The 17,406-nt window shown below is 59.3% G+C and carries 18 protein-coding genes and 1 tRNA gene; 7 read left to right on the top strand and 12 right to left on the bottom strand.

What is annotated here, in order from left to right; translation table 11 throughout:
- The first annotated feature begins 27 nt into the window (after positions 1-27).
- Positions 28-104 (top strand) — tRNA-Pro (locus FFM53_RS04740).
- Positions 105-289: 185 nt separating this feature from the next.
- On the opposite strand, the gene FFM53_RS04735 is transcribed toward FFM53_RS04740, so the two are convergent.
- Positions 290-922, bottom strand: coding sequence for a class I SAM-dependent methyltransferase (locus FFM53_RS04735; RefSeq protein ID WP_138387576.1), 633 nt, complete (start codon positions 920-922; stop codon positions 290-292).
- Between the two features lie 536 nt (positions 923-1,458).
- On the opposite strand from FFM53_RS04735, the gene FFM53_RS04730 reads away from it, so the two are divergent.
- Entirely contained in the window at positions 1,459-1,680 is a 222-nt protein-coding gene (locus tag FFM53_RS04730) for a hypothetical protein (RefSeq protein WP_138387575.1), read from the top strand.
- 5 nt (positions 1,681-1,685) lie between these two features.
- Here FFM53_RS04730 and FFM53_RS04725 read toward each other — a convergent pair whose 3' ends face one another.
- Entirely contained in the window at positions 1,686-1,919 is a 234-nt protein-coding gene (locus FFM53_RS04725) for a DUF982 domain-containing protein (protein ID WP_017990989.1), read from the bottom strand.
- Between the two features lie 197 nt (positions 1,920-2,116).
- Here FFM53_RS04725 and FFM53_RS04720 point away from each other — a divergent pair, with 197 nt between their 5' ends.
- Positions 2,117-2,329, top strand: coding sequence for a hypothetical protein (locus tag FFM53_RS04720; RefSeq protein ID WP_029872887.1), 213 nt, complete (start codon positions 2,117-2,119; stop codon positions 2,327-2,329).
- Position 2,330: 1 nt separating this feature from the next.
- Here FFM53_RS04720 and FFM53_RS04715 read toward each other — a convergent pair whose 3' ends face one another.
- From FFM53_RS04715 to FFM53_RS04700, 4 genes are all read right to left on the bottom strand, one after another.
- Positions 2,331-2,480, bottom strand: a complete 150-nt coding sequence (locus tag FFM53_RS04715) for a hypothetical protein (RefSeq protein ID WP_173883544.1) — start codon at positions 2,478-2,480, stop codon at positions 2,331-2,333.
- A 75-nt stretch (positions 2,481-2,555) separates the two neighbouring features.
- Positions 2,556-2,849, bottom strand: a complete 294-nt coding sequence (locus tag FFM53_RS04710; protein WP_138328291.1) for a helix-turn-helix domain-containing protein — start codon at positions 2,847-2,849, stop codon at positions 2,556-2,558.
- A 73-nt stretch (positions 2,850-2,922) separates the two neighbouring features.
- The gene (locus FFM53_RS04705; RefSeq protein WP_138387574.1) at positions 2,923-4,104 is read right to left on the bottom strand and encodes an ROK family transcriptional regulator; all 1,182 of its coding nucleotides are present in this window, start codon (positions 4,102-4,104) and stop codon (positions 2,923-2,925) included.
- 551 nt (positions 4,105-4,655) lie between these two features.
- Entirely contained in the window at positions 4,656-5,270 is a 615-nt protein-coding gene (locus FFM53_RS04700; protein ID WP_138328964.1) for a GNAT family N-acetyltransferase, read from the bottom strand.
- Positions 5,271-5,447: 177 nt separating this feature from the next.
- Between FFM53_RS04700 and FFM53_RS04695 the strand changes: the two genes are divergently transcribed.
- The 3 genes from FFM53_RS04695 to FFM53_RS04685 all read left to right on the top strand — a co-directional run bounded on the left by FFM53_RS04695 (position 5,448) and on the right by FFM53_RS04685 (position 8,637).
- Positions 5,448-6,785: an extracellular solute-binding protein gene (locus tag FFM53_RS04695; RefSeq protein ID WP_138328289.1), complete on the top strand. Its 1,338-nt coding sequence runs from the start codon at positions 5,448-5,450 to the stop codon at positions 6,783-6,785.
- 125 nt (positions 6,786-6,910) lie between these two features.
- On the top strand, positions 6,911-7,804 hold the full coding sequence (locus FFM53_RS04690) for a carbohydrate ABC transporter permease (RefSeq protein ID WP_077976210.1): 894 nt from the start codon (positions 6,911-6,913) through the stop codon (positions 7,802-7,804).
- On the top strand, positions 7,804-8,637 hold the full coding sequence (locus tag FFM53_RS04685; protein WP_003547275.1) for a carbohydrate ABC transporter permease: 834 nt from the start codon (positions 7,804-7,806) through the stop codon (positions 8,635-8,637). The genes FFM53_RS04690 and FFM53_RS04685 overlap by 1 nt, the downstream gene beginning before the upstream one ends.
- A gap of 27 nt (positions 8,638-8,664) precedes the next feature.
- Here the strand turns inward: FFM53_RS04685 and FFM53_RS04680 are convergent, their stop codons facing one another.
- The 4 genes from FFM53_RS04680 to FFM53_RS04665 are packed head-to-tail and all read right to left on the bottom strand — an operon-like array spanning position 8,665 to position 13,274.
- Positions 8,665-9,909 (bottom strand): O-antigen ligase family protein, encoded by a 1,245-nt coding sequence (locus tag FFM53_RS04680; RefSeq protein ID WP_138387573.1) that lies wholly within the window; start codon positions 9,907-9,909, stop codon positions 8,665-8,667.
- Positions 9,906-11,468 carry an undecaprenyl-phosphate glucose phosphotransferase gene (locus FFM53_RS04675; protein WP_138387572.1) on the bottom strand — a complete coding sequence of 521 codons (1,563 nt, stop codon included), beginning with the start codon at positions 11,466-11,468 and terminating at the stop codon, positions 9,906-9,908. The genes FFM53_RS04680 and FFM53_RS04675 overlap by 4 nt, the downstream gene beginning before the upstream one ends.
- A gap of 57 nt (positions 11,469-11,525) precedes the next feature.
- The gene (locus tag FFM53_RS04670) at positions 11,526-12,695 is read right to left on the bottom strand and encodes a glycosyltransferase family 4 protein (protein ID WP_138387571.1); all 1,170 of its coding nucleotides are present in this window, start codon (positions 12,693-12,695) and stop codon (positions 11,526-11,528) included.
- A gap of 3 nt (positions 12,696-12,698) precedes the next feature.
- A complete protein-coding gene (locus tag FFM53_RS04665) occupies positions 12,699-13,274 on the bottom strand; it encodes a polysaccharide biosynthesis/export family protein (protein WP_003558401.1) in 576 nt (191 codons plus the stop codon).
- Positions 13,275-13,462: 188 nt separating this feature from the next.
- Between FFM53_RS04665 and FFM53_RS04660 the strand changes: the two genes are divergently transcribed.
- Positions 13,463-15,643, top strand: coding sequence for a GumC family protein (locus FFM53_RS04660; RefSeq protein WP_138387570.1), 2,181 nt, complete (start codon positions 13,463-13,465; stop codon positions 15,641-15,643).
- A gap of 11 nt (positions 15,644-15,654) precedes the next feature.
- Here FFM53_RS04660 and FFM53_RS04655 read toward each other — a convergent pair whose 3' ends face one another.
- Entirely contained in the window at positions 15,655-16,896 is a 1,242-nt protein-coding gene (locus FFM53_RS04655; protein WP_138387569.1) for a GNAT family N-acetyltransferase, read from the bottom strand.
- Positions 16,897-17,120: 224 nt separating this feature from the next.
- Positions 17,121-17,330 carry a DUF2842 domain-containing protein gene (locus tag FFM53_RS04650; protein ID WP_003547289.1) on the bottom strand — a complete coding sequence of 70 codons (210 nt, stop codon included), beginning with the start codon at positions 17,328-17,330 and terminating at the stop codon, positions 17,121-17,123.
- Between the last annotated feature and the right edge of the window lie 76 nt (positions 17,331-17,406).

The following is a 17,406-nucleotide window of genomic DNA, read 5'->3' as shown; positions in this document are numbered from 1 at the left end:
TAAACGAAACAAGCCGTTTCGGCAGGTCGGGGCGTAGCGCAGCCCGGTAGCGCACTTGACTGGGGGTCAAGGGGTCGCTGGTTCGAGTCCAGTCGCCCCGACCATTTATCCCCTTGAAATCCCAGTCAGAATGTCACTTTCTTCGTCCCGCTGGCGGCGGAAAGCGGAACGAGACATAGGCAGAAATGCTGAAGCGGGAGCCGAACGTCCCGAACGAAAATGTCATTTGTTCATGTCGCAGGTGAGGCGTAACCCCCATTGCAAAACGGCGGCGGGCCTTCGACCGCTTTCAGTGCGGTTTCTGAGCGATTGCGATCATCGATTTTGCCAGCAGCGGAATTCTCCCGACATATTCGAAGTCGACGTCTTCGAAGCCTGTTTCGACCAGGAGCGTGCTGAGCGTTCCGGGAGACCAGAATTTGATATGACCATGGTCCTTCAGAGGCATAAAATGGTCGTCCATCTTTCCGCTCACGGCCAAAGCCAGATTTTTCCAGTAGCCGTGGAAAGGCGTCGATACGACCGCGATGCCGCCAGGCTTCACCAGGTCGAAAATAGTCGTCGAGAAAGCCTTGGGATCATAGACATGTTCCACCACTTCAAGGCTGATCACCGCATCGAAGGTCCCGTACCGACTGGAAAGATCTTCGTAACCGGAACCGATTTCCAGTGGAAGATCGGGGTGGGCCGTTCTCGCTTTGGCGATGCCGTCCTTCGAGGGATCGACGCCGACGACGTCATACCCTTTTTCGGCAAGCACGGCGGCAGCACCGCCGGTGCCGCAACCGAGGTCGAAGACCGCCGTTTCTTTTGCCTCCTGGAAACTGTTCTCGAGAACATCGACAACGGCCGGCAGAATATAGGAATGGGCGGTCGCCGATTTGGCGTGTATATATGTAGTAGCGTCCAGTTCGATAGACATTTTACCTCCTGAAAACCTGAAGAAGTGAGCCGCCAATGGTACGGCGGACTTTGACGGGAGTGTGGTGTCGTTGTGGTATTACGGTGATTAACGCCGAAGGCGTTCGTGGCGACTAAGCGTCACTGCCGATTGGCAGTACCGACAGCGCGAGACATTCTCCAGCACGCCCGACGCTCGCCCGCCGGATCCCGAAGCTGATTGACAGGGTGCCCTGAAGATGCTGAAAACGGCCCGCGTTCAGGTTTGCCGCATTCTCGTGGTTCAAAGGGCCGCTGCATCCGGCTCCGACCGGTTCGACCATTTAAACTAAATAACGCGATGAAATACCCTTTGAAGGTGCATCGCAAATAAATCCTTTAGTTCTTTTTGGTACTGCCTCAGTTGGGAGAGGTGGTATTTGTTGTCTTTTGTTAAGGTTATACCCAGTTTGGAAGTTAACAACCCAAATTTGGATTGAAAAAAACCTGAAGCCTCTTCGCATTCTCGTGAATATGTGTAGATTAACATTATCCCTGTCACAGATAGCCTAGTCGAGCATGGCGGATATGAAGCACAATCTAACTTGCAGGCAGAGTCTCGCCAGCGCGTTCCAGGCTCTGTCGGACGAGGCCGTCAAAGCCGGCTGGTCGGAAGGCGATGTCGCTCTCGCGCTTGCCGAGCTCGCCGAGGAGCAGGTGATCGAGGTTACCGCCAAGGTGATCATGGAAGGCTCCGTCCATCCTCAGCTCATCGCTGCCGGCGGTGGACGCAACAGCTGACGATCTTACACCAGCAATCCCGCCGTTTTCGCTGCCGTGATGAAGGAAGCCTGTGCTGCACGCGGGCTGCGCAGTCCATCGAGCGCATCCAGGCAGTGCTGGCGCGCAACGCGATAATCGCGCCCACGCTTGCTCGGCCACCGCTTCAGATATTCGACGGCCTCCCAGACGGTGGAAACGATCAGGCTGCTGTTTGGAGAAACGACCCGAACGGGGGAGGGAAAGCGTTTTTCACTCACGTCTGCACTCACTGATTCCTGCTACCAAACGCGGCCAGAACGCGCGGGATAAAATTTTGTTCCATAATTTTGTTCCACAAGAATTTGCGTAGTTGCTAAAGTTCAGACCCTCGCGCATAATCACTTTATGGTCGGTTGCGGAGGGCGGCCGGCGATGCAAGCGTGGATGCGTTTGCCCTCGGAGGAGATGCGGCGTGATGTTACGATCATCAATTCATCCGCATGATTTGCCGTTATTTTCGGAAGATCTCGATCTGCTTTCGCAGGTCCTCGACAAGGTCTGCGACGAACGCGGCCTCGCCAGGACGACGCCGGAGGCCGAACGGATCGGTGCGGTCATCATTCAGCTCTACAGACAGGGCGTGAAGGACGGCGGCAAACTCGCCGACCTTGCAAAAACCTATTTATAGATCAGTTCTGCTCGATCGAGACACCGTTCTTACCGATGCTCATCTCGACGCCTTGCGGCTTGCTTTCCTCGTGGAAGATATAGGCGCCGAGGCCGATGACGGCGACGACAAGAACGCCGATGATAACGTAGAGACCATTGCTGCGGTTCAAGAGACTGCCCCCGATATGTTATAGGCCCCGATATGTTCTGGGACAGCGAAACGCCCGGGCGAGCGATTGGTTCCGTCAGTCGTCGTTGGCGGCGTTGAGGTTTTCCGGCCGGATGCCGTCATCGCTGGAGGTGCGTGCGCGTAACCGGATGCCGGGGCCGCCTTCATCCTGATTGCCGCTGGACAGGAAGATGATGCCGTTCGCCTCGAGCGTGCTGCGTACGTCGAACAGCGCGTGCGGCTCGCCGGCGAATTCGCCATTTTCCAGCGCCATCAGGGTCTCGACCGGCAGGCCGCTGGCGGCGGCGAGCTCTTCGATGCTCATTCCAATCATGGCGCGCGCGCCGCGGATCTGCGTTGCTGTTATCATGATGGAAAATCTAGCGCATTTCCAGCGCTTCTCAAGTGGCGACGCTGCACGTTCGCCCTATGGTATGCGCTCTTCAAACTTCCCTCAATTTGACACCAAATAGATCGTCATGCATGCGCTCGACCGCGATCCCCATTCCTCCCATCAAGGCGGCCCGGTTCCCAAAGCGACTGATCTCGATGCGCGGCGGGTAAGGCGTACAACGCGGCAGGAAACCACGGATGGCGTTTACGAGTTCCGGTCTTGCGCCGATGCTGCCGCCGGTGATCACCAGTTCAGGATCGAGAGCCGCTCCGATTGCAGCGATAGCGACTGCGACCAGCCTTGCCGTCTCTTCGATGGCAGCCGCAGCACTTGTTTCTCCTGCATTAAACGCGGCGAAGAGATCGGCCACGGTGGATGCGTTGCGGCCGCCGAAACCGACGTAGCGGCGCAACATCGCGACGCTGCCGACCGCACTCTCAAAGGTTCCAAGCGTAAATCCGCCAGGATCAAAAGCATCTCCGCCGATCGGCAGATAGGCGATTTCGCCGGCCGCCCCACGCGCGCCGCGCAACAGAGTTCCGTTGGCGATGATGCCCATGCCGACGCCCGTGCCGAGAGCAACGAAAGCAAAATTGCTGGTTTCGACACCGTGTCCCCGCCATCTCTCCCCTTGCGCGGCCAGGTTGACGTCATTTTCAACGATCACCGGTATCCCCATTCTGTCGCTGAAGACTTGCCGCAGATTTATGGCGTCGATGCCGGGGATGCTTGGCGCTACGTTGATATGTCCGGTGGCCGGATCGAGCACACCGGGACTGCCCAGAACGACCAGACGGAGTTTGTCGGCAGTCGTCCCGGCCGCAAGCGCGAGTTCCACGATAAGATCACTGAACTGATTGACGAGATGCATTCCGCCGCGCGGATCGGTGGATACTTTGGTTTCAGCAACCACGTTCCCCAACAGATCGCAGATAGCCGCAGCAATCTTGGTGCTCCCGAGATCGATGGAGACGGCCAGTCCCGCCCTGGCATTGATTTCATAGGTGATCGCATTCCGGCCCGGGCGACCATCGGTCTGCCCGACTGGTTTCAGCCATCCGTCATCCTCAAGGTCGCGCACGACATCGGAAATCGTCTGCTTTGACAAGCCGGTTAGCTTGGCAATATCGGCGCGAGAGATTGATCCATTCGCGAACACGGTTCGAATGACGGCATTGGTTGAAATTTTTCGTGCGATCGGAGTCTGTGCGACAGAAGATGTCATTGCCATCCGGCGAGCTCAGTCAATTAGTTCGGAGCGCATACTTAATAGGGCGATATTGGGTTCACAACTATCGCGACTAACTGCAATTCAATACATTGAAGCACGCAATTTGTCTATGTCCTTGACAAATGGGAGGCCAGCTGTAGGCTTTGGATCAACGCGCGATAAAAATGCGCGATGAAATAAAGAGGGTCGAGTAGAAGTATGCGCCATACGTATCGTCTGGTTAGCCGTGCGCTCGCCAAGATCGCCCAAAGAGGAACCGGCCTAGGCTTCCCTGGCTATTTCCTTTTTTGCGCCCCGCCGATCCCTTGAACCTGGCTGCCGAGGATTTGCTCATGATGAAGCCCTCGATTGATGGACAGCTTTCCGCCGAGCAATCTGTTTTACTGCCGACAATAGCACTACGCCTTCAGGCGGACGTTCATCCGGATGGGCACGCTGATCTCGCCTCGTGGGGAGCAGGCAGCTCTGGGCGTGTGAGATTTTCTCCAATCAAGGGTTCTTATACCGATGAGGCAAGGCCTTTCCCTGCCTCGGAGAAGCCAGGAAATGCTTCAACCCAATCCCGCATGGATCCGCATTGCGAAGGCGACGGAGCCATCCTGCTCGAATTCGGAAAAGCCAAGGTGACGGTAGAAACCCTTGGCGCGTTCGTTGTTTGGGTCAACCCCGAGATGCACGCCGCCGACCCCGTGATTTCGAAGCGCCTGAAGCTCCGTGCCGATCATCCTGCGTCCCCAACCGCTTGCCTGAAGTCCGGGAAGGATGTTGATGTGGAGATGCGCCGGGTACTGGTCTTGAAGCCACCCCGTTCCGCTGCGCGGATTTTGAATTCGTTCCATCACGTCGGCGTCGCGCGGGCGGCTGGGTGCCAGTCCTGTAATCTGCTGGCGGACGAACGGCCACCAGTTCATCTGCAAGTCTCTGTCGAACCCGCCGGTGTCCGGCACCCCTACAACGTAGCCGACCGGCCGGTCGTCCTGAACGAGAACAAAGGCAAAGTCCTTGGCGAATTTGAGGTAGGGTACCGACCAGATGTAGCCGGGCAGATGCGGGTCGCTATAAAGCGCGCTGGCATCCTCACCGCCATTTGCGGTTTTCAGGCAGATGTCGAAAAGGGCGTCGATATCCGCTTCAATCGCGGGGCGGATGAAGCAGCTGGTGTCCATCACTTTGCCACCTCCAGCGTGGCGCTTTGTCTTTTTAGGTCGCGAGAGGAGCGGATGCATTGACGATTACCTCAGATTCGCCAGCCAGGCAAAGCTCTGGGGGAAGAAAACGTTCGGCCGGTGCTTGGCGCATGGCCTGAGCGGGGAGTGGAGAATAAACCAGATGAGGTGGAGCAGATGACAAGAACTATGAAATCGATCAGCATACTGCCGGCATACGGATTGAAAGCAGCTGTCGCGTTTGCTGGCGCGGCGCTTTTTTGTTTTGGCCTTTCGGCAGCCGCGCGCGCCGACGACCTGGCTGTGTGGGATGACCAAACCTATGAAGGCCAGAGTGCGGTCATAGAGCAGCTCAACAAGGACTTCGAAGCTGCCCATCCCGGCGTCACGATCAAACGCACCGCCCGCACTTTTGATGACATGAAGCTGACGCTGAAGCTTGCGGTTTCGGCAGGCGATGGCCCTGTCATCACGAAAGTCAATCAGGGTGCCGGTGACATGGGGGCGATGGTCAAGGAAGGATTGCTCCTGCCGGTCGACGACTACATCAAACAATATGGCTGGGAGAAGCGCCAGTCGGATTCCGTGCTTGCTCGAGACCGCTGGGAGGATGGAAAATTTGGGGTCGGTAAGACCTACGGCATATCCGGCCTCGGCGAGATCGTTGGCCTCTTCTACAATAAAAAGATCCTCAGCGATGCAGGAGTAGCGCTGCCGCAAACCTTCGAGGAGCTTCTAGCCGATCTCGACAAGCTGAAGGAAAAGGGCGTCCCGCCCTTCATGATGGGCTCGGCAAAACAGCATCTGGCCCTGCACATGATCGGCGCCATCGAGCAGGCTCATATCGACGCGAGCAATCGTGCCGAGCTTGACGATCTGATCTACGGCCGGGGCGGCTCCTGGAACACCAAGGGGAACATCGAATCCGCCAAACTCGTGCAGCAGTGGGCACAGGGCGGTTATTTTTTCCCCGGTTACGAAGGCATCTCGGGTGACGACGCCGTTCAGCTTTTCATTTCCGGGCAGGGCGCGTTCCTGATCTCCGGGACCTGGTATTTCGGTGACATGCAACACAATCCGGATATCGGCTTCATGGCAATTCCCGCCCCGAAAGGTATTTCCAAGCCCATGAGTGTCGGGGGCGTGGATCTTGCCTGGGCGATAACGAGCCTTGCCAAAACGAAGCCGACACAGGACGTAGCCGGCGCATATATCGATTATATGGTCTCGGAAAAGGCTGCTGAAACCTGGGCCAATGCCGGCTATCTTCCGGCAACTTCGCTCGCGGCTGACGCAAAGCCAAAGCTCACGCCGCTCCTCAGCTCCGGCATCGAAATGTGGAAGACACTCAACGCAAACGACGCTCTCGGCCATTACCCCGACTGGTCGAGCCCGACGATGCTGAAGACAATAGACGACAACACGCCGCTTCTTCTGTCCGGCAATATCACGCCCGAAGCCTTTGTCGATGCTATGGACAAGGATTATCAGGCGTACCTGAAGGATAAGAAATAAAGACTGCAGGCGCTGGTCACGGCCGTCCCCTGCGGCCGTGAACTCAGTCTCGTCGATCCAAATAAATGAGCACTGCGATCGGCTTGCTGCGCGACGACCACAGCTTTAGCTTTATGGAGTAATGGATGAAACGCTCCGCACTTGATGGCTCGCAACAGACCAATTTTATCTATTTATTGCCTGGATTGCTGTTCTACGCGGCTTTTGTCTTTGGACCGATCGTCGCGGCTTTGGGTTTGAGCCTGACCAGCTGGGACGGCCTGAGCATGCCCAAGTGGGTTGGTCTCGGCAATTACGTCGATCTCTTTTCTGACAGCCGTTTTTATATTGCCTTGCGTAACAATGCCGAGCTCATGATCTTCTACTGTGTCCTGCCGCTCGTGCTCGGCATAACTCTCGCCGCTTGCGTCTGGAATCTGAAGCAGCGCGAACAACTTGCACTGCGCACCTTCTTGTTCCTGCCTTACATCATGCCGACCGCCGTGTTGGGCATCATCTGGGCATGGCTCTACAATCCTGCATTTGGCCCGTTCAATCAGTTTCTGAGAGCAGTGGGGTTGGGCGCCTTCGCACTCCCGTGGCTGGGAAATTTCAATTTTGTGCTTCCCGCGGTCGGGATCGTTGCCACCTGGTATTTCTTCGGTTTTTGCATGGTCATCTTCCTGACCGGAATTCAGCGTATCGACCCGTCTCTTTTCGACGCTGCCAAGGTCGATGGCGCTTCGGCGCGAAAAACCTTTTTCTGGATAACGCTGCCGCTTCTCTTACCTGAAATAAGGGTGGTTTTGCTCCTGACGGTGATAGCGTCAATCAAAAGCTTCGACCTGATTTTTACAATGACCAGGGGCGGACCCGCCAACGCGACGCTCGTGCCGAACATCTACATGTATCAGCTCGGCTTCGAGCTTAATCGATTCGGCGCCGCAGCGGCCATCGCCATTGTCGGCGCGGTCCTCACGTTTGTCATCAACTATGCAATTCACCGATTTGTGGGATCGCAGAACAAAGGACGGGCTTGATGAGCCGTTGGTCTAACATCTCCCCCGGTACGCTATTCCTTCGCCTTGTCCTCTGGCTTCTTGCTTTCGTAACGATCACGCCGTTCCTGCTTCTGCTTCTAACCTCGATAAAGAGCAAGGCCGACGTTCTGCAGGGTGCATTCGCGCTGCCGGCATATCCGCATTTCGAAAATTACGTCGATGCTTGGAATGCCGGACATTTCAACATTTACTTCTGGAATTCGATCATCGTTGTCATACCCGTCGTTGCTGCAAGCGTCTTTTTGGGCCTGCTGACTGGTTTTGCCTTCGCCTACCTGTCGTTTCCGTTCCGGCGCACGCTGTTCGCTATCCTGACGCTCGGCATGATGGTGCCGGCGGAAGCCTTCATCATCCCGCTTTATTACGAAATGCGGTATCTGGGATTGATCAATACCTATGCGGCTCTGATTTTGCCGCAGATCGCGATGTCGATACCGTTCTCGACGATCTTCCTCGCCAGCGCGATGCAGCAACTGCCGGAAGAAGTTCTCGAAGCGGCGGTTCTCGATGGCGCCGGACGCTTCCATATCCTGCGCAAGATCGTTATCCCGCTCATGGTGCCGGCAATGTCGACACTGGCGCTGTTCCTGTTCATATGGACCTGGAACGAGTTTCTGATTCCGTTCATCCTGGTCAACGACGACGACTATCGGACGCTGCCCCTCGGCATGCTGTTTTTCCAAGGGCGCTATACCGTCAACACGCCCGTTTTGACCGCCGGCGCGGTGATTGTCATTTTCCCGCTCATCGTGACCTATCTCATTTTCCAGCGGCGGTTTATTGCTGGCTTGACGGCAGGAGCGACGAAATAGACAGCCGATGCGGTCGGCGGCAAGACCTCACGCCGCGCGCCTCAGTCTTCGCTCGCGCTTGTGGCGCACTTCCAGCGCCGCGCAGCCCCAGACCGTGCCGAGCAGCAGATAGACATGGCGCCAGTGGTCGATGTCGATGACGTTTCCGATTGTCGCATGGCCGAGAACCGAGATCCAGGCGATCATCAGGAAGGGCTGCCACGGCCGGTCGAGCAGCAGGTTTCGGAAACCGAGAGCCAGCGTCCAGAGAAGCATGCCGACATAGCTGACAAAGCCGAGCCAGCCATAGGAGGTGAGCGATTTCAGCCAGATATTGTGCTCGTCCTCGGGAAACATCGTGCCGAACACCAGCGGGCCGATGCCGAGTGGACGCTCCATCATCATGGTGAAACCGATCCGGTGGCGCTCGAAGCGGCCGAGATGTTCGCCGTCATATTGCTGTACCAGCTGGGCGCGCGCCGAAAACAGTTCGGCGACCTTCGGGATCTGCAGCGCCACCAGCAGCGACGCGATCAGCATGATGATCGCCGCAAGCGACAGGACCAGGACACGCAAGCGAAAGGCGCCGCTGCGCTCCTTCAGCAGCATGATGAAGATCAGCAGCACCACGCCGAGCGCAAAGAGCCCCCAGGCGGCGCGGGAAAAGGAGAGGAAAATGCCGAGCGCTAGCACGAGCAGGGCGGCGGCCTTCAGCGGCGATTTCTTCAGGTCGCCGACCAGGATACCGTGGACCAGATAGAGCGATGGCGGCACCAGGAAGGGGCCGAAAACATTCGGATCCTGGAAGGCGCCCTTGGCGCGGTCGTAGAGCGTGAAGATTTCCGCGCCCGGGAAGGCGTGGAAATAACCGAGTATGCCGAGCGCGGAGGTGGCGACGGCGGCGAAGGCCCAGGCATTGAAGATCAGCGGCAGTCGCTTGTGGCTGTCCTCGATGATTGCCGCGTAGAAGACCGCCGTCAGCGCCAGGAAGGTCGACACCGCGATATACATCGGCGCCGTTGCCAGGTCCTTCATCTGCGTCAGCGACAGCATGCCGCCGATATTGAAGGTCAGCAGCAGGGCAAGCAGCGGCGCCACGCTGCGCGAAATCCTGAGGCCCAGAATGAACCAGAGGCCGATCAACCCCGCCATCCAGAGTTCATAGGGCGCCGGCTCGTCGATCACGAAACCGGAAAGAAAGACGCCGAAGGCGACGAAGGCCGAGCCGATCAGGCGCAGCGTCATCCGCTGCGGTTGGGCGACACGGGGATATGTCGCCTCGATCGCGCTCAATAGGCGTTTTCCGTGTTGAGCAGTCGGATCGGCGTCAGGAACAGGATCTTGAGATCGAACCAGAGCGACCAGTTCTCGATGTAGTAGAGGTCGTAGGCCGTGCGGAACTTGATCTTCTCGTCATTGTCCACTTCGCCGCGCCAGCCGTTGATCTGCGCCCAGCCGGTGACACCGGGCTTGACGCGGTGGCGGGCGAAATAACCCTCGACGACATCGCCGAAGGCGCGATCGCGCGCCTGGGCGAGAACGGCGTGCGGGCGTGGGCCGACCAGCGAGAGCTCACCCCTCAAAACGTTGAAAAGCTGCGGCAATTCGTCGATCGAGGTCTTACGGATGAAGCGGCCGACGCGGGTGACGCGCGGATCGCTTTTGGTCACCGCGGCCTTGCCGGTGGGATCGGCCATGTTGGTGTACATCGAGCGGAACTTGAAGACGTTGATGATTTCGTTGTTGAAGCCGTGGCGCTTCTGCATGAAGAAGACCGGGCCTTCTGAAGTCGCCTTGATGGCGATCGCGGTCGCGATCATCAGCGGCCAGAGCAGCGCGAGCGCAACCAAAGTGAAGAACAGGTCGAAGCCGCGCTTGGCGACGGAATCCCAGTCACGGATCGGCTTCTTGAAAATGTCGAGCATCGGCACCGAGCCGACATGCGAATAGGCGCGCGGCCGGAAGCGCAGCCGGTTGGCATGCGCGGCAAGGCGGATATCGACCGGCAGAACCCAGAGCTTCTTCAAAAGGTCGTAGATACGGGCTTCGGCCGACAGCGGCAGGGCGATGATCAGCATGTCGATGCGCGTCAACCGCACGAATTCGACGAGTTCGGCGACAGTGCCGAGCTTCGGATAACCGGCGACCATGATCGGCGAGCGTTTCTCGCCGCGGTCGTCGAAGATGCCGCAGATGCGGATGTCGTTGTCGGCCTGCTGTTCGAGGATGCGGATCAGGTCCTTGGCCGGCTCGCCGCCGCCGACGATGACGGCGCGGCGTTCCATGATGCCGTTGCGCGCCCAGTTGCGGATGCCGTAGGCGACGAGGAAGCGCTCGGCCGCAAGGAAGAGCGCGCCCGCAGCGAACCAGACGATATAGGCATCGACCATCGCCGATGTCGTGCCGCGAAGAAGTGTGAACAGGCCGGTGGTGAGGACAAACGCGATCGTCCACGCAACGAGGATGCGCGGTATCAGCCGCAGCTTGGAGCGAAGTGCCGGAATTGTATAGGTATCGGCAAGCTGCAGGCTGATGACGGTCAAGGCCGAGGCAATCGCCGCAATGCCCGCCCGCATCAACGGGGAATCGCCGCCGTCGCCGGGGCTGAAATAATAGGTGATCAGAGCTATCGCAAAGAGCGCCAGGAATTCGAGCAGCCGCAATTGCCCGATGATGATCGTTGGCGAACGGGTTCCGTCACGGTACTGTTCGGCGATCTGCCGGGCATAGGGGTTGATCTCAGTCGGATCGGAAGGCTTCTCCTGACCCGCTTCGCCGCGCACCTCGATGTCGGAAACCTGCTTGCGCAGTGCGTCCACGTCGAATTGATCGCCTTTTTCCAGCTTGTTCATGGGGTTTCATCGCTCGTTGTTACCCAAGCGAAATAGCAGAAAGCCCCTAAGAAACATTTACGAGGCGACAGGCAATACTTGGCCGGCAGCGGGATTGACGAGCTCTTGGTACAATTTCAGGACATCACGCGCCATGACGGCGGAGGAAAACACCGCCTTCACCGCTTCGGGCTTAGGCATCGTCCTGGCGTGCCAGTCGGGTGTGCTCAGCGTTTCCGCCATGACGCGGGCGAGATCGTCGGAATTGCCGGGCTCCACCAGTGCTGCGCTGTCCGCGCCGAGCACCTCTGGAATGCCGCCGACACGGCTTGCGATGATCGTCTTGCCGGCGCCGAGTCCCTCGAGCACGATATAGGGCATGGCTTCGGCGCGTGAGGGAACGACGAGGTTCTGCGCCATGGAGAAGGCTTCATGGACTCGCATTGCCGGCAGCATGCCGATGCGTTTGCCAAGGCCGCGTTCGACCATCATCTCGCGGTAGCGGTCGCGATCCGGCCCGTCGCCGATCATCAGCGCCGACAGTGGCCTGCCGAGCAGCCGTTCGGTCTTGGCGAAGGCATCGACAAACAGATCGGGACCCTTGAGGTCCCGTAGCATTCCCACATAGATGAAATGCACGGCATCCGAGCGGGTCGGGATCGGCTCGAAATCGCGCTCGCCGATGCCGTTGTAGATCAGTCTCGTCTTCGTCCGCGGTCGCCCGACCTTGCGCGCGTAGGTATCGCGCTCATATTCGCAGATGAAGACCAGCGCATCGGTGAAATATTCCTGCAGGCGTTCCATCTTGAGGACAAACTGTCCGCCGAGCGAGGAGCGCGAATAATGCAGGCTTCCGCCATGCGCGGTATAGAGGCGGGCTACGCGATACCTGTTCACCCGCAACGCTGAGCCGGCAAGTCGCGCGAGCACGCCGCCTTTGGCGCCGTGTCCGTGCAGCACATCCGGCCGCAAACTTTTGATTTTCTTGTAAGTATCCCACATCGTCGCAATATCGGACGGGCTGATCGAGCGCCGGATCGGCACGCGCGTCAGGCCGAGCGAGAGATAGGGACGGATATCGTCGAACAGGCTGTCCTCGTACTCGCCGCCGGTCGAGCTGTCGCAGAGGATGCCGATTTCATGGCCGGCTTTGCTGTGCTCCTCGACGAGATCGCGGACATGGCGGAAAATCCCGCCGATCGGCGATCTGAAGCAATGGAGGATGCGGAGCGGCTGGTGTTTTGCCATCGCTCAGAAAAGCCGTTCGCGAACGTAGATCGTGTCACCTGCGATGATCGGCCCCGATATGTTGATGCGGCCGGTCAGCACCTGTCCATTGATTTTGCGGGTGACATCGACCATGCGCTGGTTGGCGCGGCTGGTGAAGCCGCCGGCAACCGCGATGGCATTTTGCACCGTCATGCCGGGAACATAGGCATACTGGCCGGGCTGGCCGACTTCACCCATGATGAAGACCGAACGGTAGCGATCGACATCGATGGTGACGTCGGGATCGCGAAGATAGCCTTGCTGCAGCTTCTGGGCGATCTGTCCCGAGAGTTGCTGCAGGGTTCGGCCGCGGGCAGGGACCTGGCCGATGAGCGGGAAAGCGACATAGCCGGCCTGATCCACCGTATAGGTATTGGTCAGGCTCTGCTGGTCGAAGACGGTGATGCGCAGCCGATCGCCGCTGTCCAGCGTATAGGGCTGGATGGTGGCCTCGTTGAAGGCCTTCGGCGCCGGCTTGTACGTCGTGCAGCCGCCCAATGCTGCCGTCATGGCTGCAAGGCTCAGGGCCAAAAGGATCTTGGGCTGGACGACAGACATCCGCTTGTGCTCACAAAAATGAACTCGGTGCAGTCGTTATCGATCCGTTAGGGTTAATGCCCGGTAAAGGACGTCTGCAATTTCCCGGTTTCCTTCATCGATCATCGCTCTTCCCGGCGAGATCACCATTAACCGTTGAGTTACCATGGTCGTTTACGCTTACGGCACCTTTGTTGTGGAGTAAGAGCATGTCCGGCGTAGCTCGTGATCAGGATGTGGACATCGACCTCGGCCAGTTGGTCCGTGCGGTCTGGGCGCGCCGTCTGCGGATTTTGACAATCACCCTCGTGGGGGCGGGCGTCGCCTTTGCCGGCGCCAAGATCATGTCGCCGCAATATCGCACCGAAACACGCATCCTCATCGAACCCCGGGCGCCGGCCTTCGCCAGTACGCAGCAGATCAATGACGCCAGCGCCGGCCCGCTGATGGATGAACTGAACATCGCCAGCCAGGTGCAGCTCCTGCAATCGGCCGATCTCCTCAAGAAGGTCATCAACGACCTCAAGCTTTATAACCTGCCGGAATTCGACGATGCCGCCAGCGGCTCGGCGATGAGCAGTATCCTGGTGAAGCTTCACCTGAAGAAGAACCCGCTGGAAAATCCGCCGGAAGAGCGCGTCATCGACGCCTTCGTCGAACGCCTGCAGGTCTATCAGGTGCCGGGTTCACGCGTCATCGGCATCAATTTCACTTCCAAGGACCCGAAGCTCGCTGCCGCCATCCCGAACGCGATGGCGAATGTCTATCTTTCGACCCAGAGCGGCGCCAAGCTCGATTCCAACTCCGAGGCGACCCGCTGGCTGGAGCCTGAGATCGAAGGCCTGCGCCAGAAGGTCAGCGAAGCCGAGAAGAAGGTCGCTGAATACCGCACCTCGCACGGGCTGCTGCAGACGAACGGCACAACCACTTTTCCGGCCCAGCAACTGAACGATATTTCCGCTGAGCTGACCCGCGTGCGGGGCGACAAGGCCAATGCCGAGGCGAGGGCGCAGGCGGTGCGCAACGCACTGTCTTCGGGCGAAGCCTCCGATACGCTGCCTGACATCATGTCCTCCCAGGCGATCCAGCGGCTGAAGGGGACGGAATCCGGCCTGCAGTCGCAGATCTCCGATCTGCAGACCAGCCTTCTCAACAACCATCCGCGGCTGAAAAGCCTGCGCGCCCAGCTCTCCGATATCCGTAGCCAGATTCGCCAGGAGACGCAGAAGATCCTGGCGAGCATCGAGAACGAGTCGAAGGTCGCGGATCTCCGCGCGAGCGAGCTCGAGCGCCAGTCGGACACGGTGCAGGCAAACAGCGCCCGCGCCGGTGAGGACGAGGTCGGTCTCAATGCGCTGGAGCGCGAGGCGAACGCCCAGCGCCAACTGCTCGAAACCTATCTGGTGCGCTACCGCGAGGCCGCCTCCCGCGCCGACAGCAATTCGAGCCCAGCCGATGCCCGGATCGTTTCCAAGGCCGTCGAGCCGGTCGATCCCTATTTCCCGAAGGTGGTGCCGATCGTCGTCGTCGCTGCCGTCGCAACGCTGATCATGAGCGCCATCGTGATCATGCTGGCCGAACTCTTCAGTGGCCGGGCACTCCGCCCGACAGATGCGGCTTCAGAGGCAGTCGAGGCAGAAGCAGTCGTCGAGGAGAAACATGTGCCGCAGGCCGCTCCGATCGCGGCTGCCGCCGGAAAGCCCGTTCGGCCGAGCATGCTCGCCGTCGTCGCGGACGAAGAGGATACGATCGAGGACGTGAAGGTTGCCGATGAGGCGCCAGAGGACGAGCCGGAGGATGACAATGAATTCTCCGTCGCCTCAGTTGCGGATTATCTCACTGGCAGCCGCGCGCCGCTGGCAATCGCCATATCTCCGACCGGTGACAATGGCTCGGCGGCGACGGTTTCGCTGACCCGCATGCTCGCCGATGCCGGCCAGCGCGTCATTCTGATCGATATGACCGGCTCCGGCTACCCCACGGAACTGATGGCCGAAGACCCGGCCGCCCTTGGCGTCACCGACCTGCTTTGCGGCGAGGCCGCCTTCGGCGACACGATCCACGGCGACCGCCTCTCCGATGCCCATCTCATTCCCCAGGGCCAGAGCGACGTTCGCCGCGCCATGCGCGGTGTCGACCGGCTGTCGTTGCTGCTCGATGCGCTCGCCGCCGCCTACGATCTCGTGGTGGTCGAATGCGGTTCGGCCGATGTCGCCGGCGTATCGCGGCTGACGCACAGCCGGGACGTCGAGATCATCCTCTCGCTGCCTGAGGTCGAGGAGGCCATTTTCGTTGCATTGATGACGGAATTCCAGGCTGCCGGCTATGAGCGCGTGGTGCTGATGTCGGGCGGCGAAGGGGCCGAGCAGGCACTCGGCCGGGCCGCCTAGTTTTTTGACGGTCAGCCGATCCGTGCCCGGATGCCCTGGGCGAATTTATAGAGCTTCGGGCGCACCTTGATGTGCGCCTTGCCGCGGGTGACGAGCCGGTGCGCGGCGCCGGCGACGACGCCGAACGGCGATACCGGCAACACCACGTCGTAATGCGCGGTCTCGACCGGCGCCCAGGAACGCTTGTAGGTCTGGTCGCCGAGGCCGAAATCGAACAGCGCGACACCCTTGCCATGCAATGCCGAGATGGTCTGCCAATAGAGGAATTCGCCGGGGCTCGTATCTGGCACGAGCTCTTCATCGATCGCGCCGAACTGGCAGATGATATGGTCGCCCTTGCGCGAAATCCCTGAAATCGCGGCGACCTTACCCTCTTGCTCGCCCTTGAGCCGGAGCATATGCATCTGCAGCCCGAAGTACTGCCTGGTGTCGTCCTGCTTGTCGATGAGACCGTGCAGGAAGGTCTGCGTTTCCCTGTCGGCAAAGACGTCGGGCAGGCCGAGGCTGGCGAAGCGGGCGCTTTTCAGGCGGAAGAAGATATCGAGCAGGCCGTGCTGTTCTGCCGATGTCTCGGGGATGACGTATTCGAAGCCGCCGGCCGCCTCGAGACGCTTCGACTGAACACGGAATTTCTTGCGCCGGTTCTTGGCGTTGAGCTGCTTCAGCGTGTCCTCGAAAGCGGGGAGGAACGGCAGCTGATAGGCATGATTCTGGTTCTGCACCATCGGCAGCCCGGCGAGCGGGCTCTCTCGCCCGCGCCATTCGAGCGGAATGTTCTGCAGCAGCAGCAGATCGGCGCGGCCCTTCAGCGCATGCCGGAGCTGGCCGGTGAACTCATGGGGGGCGATGGTCCTGCCGGCTTCGGCAAAGCTCTCTGCGAACAGGCCGGTATTGATATTGCTGTGATCGGCGGCAATGAATCTCGCCGTCCTGAGCCCGCGGGACTTGACGATCTCGACCGGCAGAATGAAGACGGTCTGACCCGCATGAGTGGCTTTGACGATCGCAAGCGGCCGCTGGAAGGCGCTCACCCAGGCGGCGCACCAGTCGTAGCTCTGATGCAGGGACTGGAGGTTGTCGCGCTCCAGCGCCCGCCAGTCATCCTCCAGCGGCTGCATCGCGTCGAAGACTTCGATGTCGAGTTGGGCCATGGCGAGTTTCATGCTCAGCTGGCGCAGGCGCGAAATGGCCGTATCGGCCAGCGCCACGTCGTCGGACGGCTGTTCATGGACATCGAGCTGTTGCGTCTGCACGGTCTTCTCCGGTCAAGAATGCTGAACGGGAGGGTAGGTATGCCGGACGTATATTTGGTTTAACCGCAGGCGATGGGCGAGGTTTTCCGCAGATCACGGTTATTCGGCCGTTAATGGGCCTAAAGCATGTCGCGCAAAAGTGTGCCGCGGTTTTTGCGACAACGACATGCGTAAAAACAAAGACCTAAAGCGCGACAAGCGTATCTGAAAGATCGCGACGCGCTTTAGCGCTGCGGTGGTCCGGCCATCCATTTGATGATCACCATCGCCGGCAAGACCCATAGCAGGCCGGTGAGCAGGAAATAGAGCAGATGTCCCCACCAGGGCGCGTTGCCGAGCGTTGCCACCGCGATCGTATTCGCCACCAGCGCATAGACGACCACGAGCACGATGATGAGGATCGTGCCGATGAATTTGCGGAGGCGGACGGGCATCGGTTATCTCTCGGCATGGAGGGGACGAACCGGCGCGACGGCATGCCGCAAAGGTTCGGGGCTTGTTTTGCATGAG

Origin of the sequence: Rhizobium indicum (assembly GCF_005862305.2) — a bacterium.
GTDB lineage: Bacteria > Pseudomonadota > Alphaproteobacteria > Rhizobiales > Rhizobiaceae > Rhizobium > Rhizobium indicum.
Note: the sequence above shows the minus strand (reverse complement) of the source record. Positions and strands in the feature narration are given on the sequence as shown.